This is a genomic window from Paenirhodobacter enshiensis (assembly GCF_000740785.1).
Lineage (GTDB): Bacteria > Pseudomonadota > Alphaproteobacteria > Rhodobacterales > Rhodobacteraceae > Rhodobacter > Rhodobacter enshiensis.
Genome location: NZ_JFZB01000049.1, coordinates 1 through 4,907, shown reverse-complemented (window position 1 = coordinate 4,907; position 4,907 = coordinate 1). Strand labels below are relative to the sequence as shown.

Sequence of the window (4,907 nt, the reverse complement as noted above, 5' to 3'; positions counted from 1 at the left end):
TAACCTGAGCAGATTCCGCTGGGTCGATACACATATGCCCAAGCCTCCATGACTATGCCCAAGTGTCCGGTCCAAACGGGGGCCAGTTCACAGAAGCCGCTTCCGAAATCGCCCGGTCGCGCGCTTCTGCCGTGGCTCGGACCGCATCATGAAGATGGCGAGGACATCGCCGAGACGCTCGAGGTCATCCCCGGACAGTGGACTGACGTTCTCGCCAGGCTCCCCGAGGCAACAACTTCACGGATGCCCGACCTTCTGTCGTGGAACTGGCCGCCATCGGAGTGCCAACTTACGGCAGAACCAAGGCTTACGCCGGATATTTACAGCCAGACACCAGAAAGCCTGCGAAACGGGCGCAAGACCTGCCCCCCTTTCCTTTATCCGGTCGCGGTCATGGATGGGTTCCCCGCAAAGTCCTGGCCTGACGCATCCCGAACACGCTCGAAGCCGGGTTCTGCCGTCTGGACCGACCGGCAGGGGCAGGGAGCAGCTCAGATCACCCTCTGAAGCGGTCCGGAAATCGGGGCCGCCTCGCTGCTTTGCCGGGGCTTGTCAGCGTTCCTCCGTCGCGGTTCTCACCGGATCGCCCGGGGTCGGATCCCGCGGCGTCAGCTGCAGCCAGATCCCGTTGGCACTGCGCACCGTCAGATGGGCCGCGGGCACCGGATCGTGCCCGGTCACGGTTCCGATCCGGAACGCGCGCACCAGCATCGACAACAGAAGCGGCCCCTCGGCCATGGCAAAGCCCGCGCCCGGGCAAACCCGCGGCCCGGCCGAGAACGGAATATAGGCCGCGCGCGCACTTTCGCGGCCCGCGGCACTGTCCCACCGTGACGGGTCGAACAGATCGGGGTCTGTCCACAGCCGGTCGTGGCGGTGCAGATGCCAGGGGCTCAGCACCACCTGATCGCCGGCTCTCACGTCGCGGTCGCGAAACTTCACCGGGCATCGGCTTTCGCGCACCATCATCGGCACCGGCGGATAAAGCCGCAGCGCCTCGCGAAACACTGCGCGGCTTGATCGCAACTGTCCCAGAACGGCGAAATCGGCGCGGGTCCCGTCGTCGAGAACCGCCGCTTCCGCCGCGACCCGCTCCTGCCACTCGGGCGACAGAGCCAGAAGATAGAGCGACCACGCCAGCGCCGAGGCCGACGTCTCGTGCCCCGCCAGAAAGAAAATCGCCACCTGATCGACCATCTCGGCCGTGTCGAACCCGATTCCCGTGTCCGGGTCCGGAGTGGTCATGATCTTGGTTGCAAGATCGTCGGGCGCGGTCCCCGCCGCTATCTCGGCCGTGCGACGCGCCGTCAGCCCGGAGATCAGCGCCCGGATCCGCCGCGCTGTCTTGCGGGTGCGACGCGAGTGAAAGCGCGGAAACCACTGCGGCAGCGGCAGAAAGGCCCCGAGGTTCAGGATCGGCTGGGCGCGCTGATGGGCCTGAAATTCGCGAAAGGTGGCGGCGGCGGTCTCATCCTCGATCGGCAGCGAGAACAGCGTGCGAAAGATCACGTCGGCCGCGACATGAGAGGTCTCGGGCTCGATGTCGAGCGGAGTGCCATCGGCACGGGCGCGCAGCCGTGCGACGCAGGCGCGTCCCGCCTCCCACATCGCGGGGAAGGTTTCGTGCAGACGCCCCCCCTCGAAGGCGGGGTTGATGATGCGGCGCTGACGCTCCCATGTCGCACCATTGGTCAGGAACACGCTGTTGCCCAGAAGCGGGCGCAGCCCCTCGCCGAGCCGGTCGGATTTCGGGAAATCGGCCGGGGCTTCCTTCAGCACGCGGTTCACAAGCTCCGGGTCGTTGCACAGGAACGAGCGGAAGAACGGCGTGCGGAACTCGGCCATCCAGGCGTGATAGAGCCGTGCCGGCTGCGCCGAGAGGATGTCTCGCCGGAACAGCCGCAGATAGTGCAGCAGCGATACCCGGTCGGGGCGGGGCACGGGTTTCGGCGGGCGGATCGGGGCTCTCATTCGGTCGAGGTGTAGCGGTTGACGGGCGTGGCGAGGCGGCTTTTCGAATGCCTCCGGTGTGCCATGCGCGCGCCGAGCGTTCTGGGCCCGGCGGTGATGCGGAAGTAATCGTAATCGCCCGGCCGGTCGAAGGCGCACAGATACTGAAAGTGCATCTTGAAATAGCGCCGACGCAGGGCGCGGTGACGCTCGGGGCTGAGCGTCTGGCTGAACGCCGCCGACAGGATCAGCGGCTGGCACTGATCGGGCAGGGCCACGCCCGAGACCGCGACCGGATCGCACAGCGCGAAGGCGCAGCCATCGCCCGGCGCCGTCACGTCGACCCAGTCGAGCGCCCGCGTCGAGCCGAGCCGTTGCAGCGCCGCGCGCAGCCGCGCCGCGCCGGGCAGGAAGCTGACCATCGGCACCACCTGACCGAGCGTCAGCAGCGACAGCCGCGGCCCCGTCGCGGGCACCCGTCCGTCGCGCACCAGATCCGCCAGCACCGAGATCGCCAGATGCGCGCCCGAGCTGTGGCCGACCACCAGCACCTCATCGAGGTCATCGCGGCCGAGCGCCGCGGCGATGCGGTTGCCGAACTCGGCCATCCGCGCTTCGAGGCGCTCGGGATTGGCGCCGCCCCAATGCGCGGTGAAGGCGTAATCGTGCATCAGGTAATAGGCGTAGATGCGATTGTCGTGGCGCCGGAACCAGCGCAGCACCGCGACCAGAACGGCCGCGGCGATGGCAGCCCCCACCAGCCCCTTGCCGGTGAACTCCGGCAACGGCCACAGCAGCGCGAGCGCAATGACGGTGCCCAGCAAGATCCCGGCCAGCGCCTCGGCAAGCAAGACCGCGATCGGATAGAGTGCGGCGATCACCGGCCCCTTGCGCAGCCGCATCAGCCGAAACAGCGCGCCCGATCCGATATAGGCCCAGGCGGTGCGCAGAAGCTGCATGTAGGTCGCCGGGATCGAGGCGCCCATCGAGCCCCTGACGATATCGGACCAGACCAGCACCTCGACATCGGTCTCGGTCGTCAGCCCGTCCTGCGCCGAGGTGACGTGCCAGCCATGTGCGTTGGCGCCGGTGGTGCCTTGCGCGCTCTTCTCCGTCGCGGCCGGCTTGCGGCGCGCGGCGATGGCAATCTCGTAGCCCGAGATCCGCGCCTGTTCGGCGGATTCCTTGCGGTAAAGCTCGCGGTAGCGGCGCGGGTGGAACGGGTCGTAGCCCGGAACATAGAACACCAGCCGGCGACGAACGGTGCCGGAGAGACCGGGGGGCAAGGGGCTGAATTCGTCGCTCATCATTCTCCGAGCATCCCCGCCCCGTGGCTGAACCGCAAGGGCAAGCTGCACTCAGCCTTGCCAGCGCGTCAGATTTTCACGGATGCGCGCGATGCGCTGCGGCACCGGCGGGTGGCTCGCGAACCAGGCCGGACCTTGCTGGGTCGCGCCGCTCCGGTCGAGCTTCTCGAGCAGCGAGATCTGCGCCCCGGCGCCGATCCCGGCCTTCAGAAGCAGGGCGGTGGCAAATTCGTCGGCCTCGAATTCGGCGCCGCGGCTGGTGCGCGCGGCGATCAGCCGGGTCGCCGTCTGCGCCAGATAGGGGCCGAGGCCGGGGATGAACCGGCCGAGAAGCAGCCCGAGGACGCCGCGCACCGCACTCTGCCCGGTATAGTCGATCATCCGCCGTTTCGCATGGCCGAGGCTCACATGCCCGATCTCATGGGCGACGACGGAGGCGATTTCCTCGGCCGTCACGGCGCCCTGCCGGTGCAGCGCGATCATGCCTTCGGTCAGGAAGACCTGCCCGTCGGGCGCGGCGAGGCCGTTGATCTCGGGCGAGGCATGGATCCGCACCGCGACCGGCCCGCGCCCGAGCGCCGCGCCCAGCCGGTCGAGCACCGGCAGCAGCCCCGGATCGTCGAGCGGCGCCGACCCCCGCGCGAGCCGCTGCGCCAGACGACGCGCCGACATCTGCCAGGCGAGAAACCCATAGCCGAGCGCCAGCAGCACCGGCAGAAACCGCAACACCAGCGCCGTCATCCCAGAACCTTCGTCATCCGGCCAAGCCCTTCCAGTGTCAGTGGCAGCATATCACCTTCAAATATGTCCTCTATCATGCTGATACTGGGCGTATATTTCCATTCCGCCCTGGGCACGGGATTGAGCCAGACACTGCGCGGCCACTGCGCGCGGATCCGTTGCAGCCACAGCGCGCCGGGCTCCGGGTTCCAGGTTTCATTCGCGCCGCCGACATGGGTAATCTCGTAAGGGCTCATCGAGGCATCGCCGACGATCACGCAACGCCAGTCGCGGCCGAGCCGGTTCATCACCTCGCGGGTCGGTGTCGCGGTTTCATGCCGGCGCCGGACTGACTTCCACAACGCCTCGTAAATGCAATTGTGGAAATAAAAAATCTCGATATGCCGGAACTCGCTCCGGGCCGCGGTGAACAGTTCCTGCACGGTTTCCACGTGATCGTCCATCGAGCCGCCGATGTCGAGCAGCAGCAGCACCTTGACGGCATTGCGCCGCTCGGGCCGGGTCTGGACGTCGATCCAGCCCGCCTTCGCCGAGGCGCGGATCGTGCCGTCGAGGTCGAGCTCCTCGGCCGCGCCCTCGCGCGCCCAGATCCGCAGCCGGCGCAGCGCCACCTTGACGTTGCGCGCGCTGATGTCGCGTTCCTCGTCGAGATCCTGAAATTCCCGCCGGTCCCAGACCTTCACCGCGCGGCGATGACGCGACTGCGCTTGCCCGATCCGCACCCCCTCGGGGTTGTAGCCATAGGCGCCGAAGGGCGAGGTGCCGGCGGTGCCGATCCATTTGTTGCCGCCCTGATGGCGCTCTTTCTGCTCGGCCAGACGCTCGCGCAGGGTGCGCATCAGCGCCTCGAACCCGCCGAGCGCGGCGACGGCGGCCTTTTCCTCGGCGGAGAAGCTGCGCTCGGCCAAT

At 67.9% G+C, this 4,907-nt stretch carries 4 protein-coding genes; all 4 read right to left on the bottom strand.

Features of this window, described 5'->3' with window-relative positions; all coding sequences use genetic code 11:
* Positions 1-552: 552 nt before the first annotated feature.
* Positions 553-1,959: a cytochrome P450 gene (locus tag CG50_RS14780; protein ID WP_051910058.1), complete on the bottom strand. Its 1,407-nt coding sequence runs from the start codon at positions 1,957-1,959 to the stop codon at positions 553-555.
* A gap of 8 nt (positions 1,960-1,967) precedes the next feature.
* Positions 1,968-3,257 carry a hypothetical protein gene (locus CG50_RS14775; protein WP_081880472.1) on the bottom strand — a complete coding sequence of 430 codons (1,290 nt, stop codon included), beginning with the start codon at positions 3,255-3,257 and terminating at the stop codon, positions 1,968-1,970.
* Positions 3,258-3,308: 51 nt separating this feature from the next.
* Positions 3,309-3,998, bottom strand: a complete 690-nt coding sequence (locus tag CG50_RS14770; protein ID WP_245615752.1) for a M48 family metallopeptidase — start codon at positions 3,996-3,998, stop codon at positions 3,309-3,311.
* The coding region (locus tag CG50_RS14765; RefSeq protein ID WP_036640018.1) for a vWA domain-containing protein at positions 3,995-4,907 on the bottom strand (913 nt) is incomplete at its 5' end. The genes CG50_RS14765 and CG50_RS14770, both read right to left, overlap by 4 nt.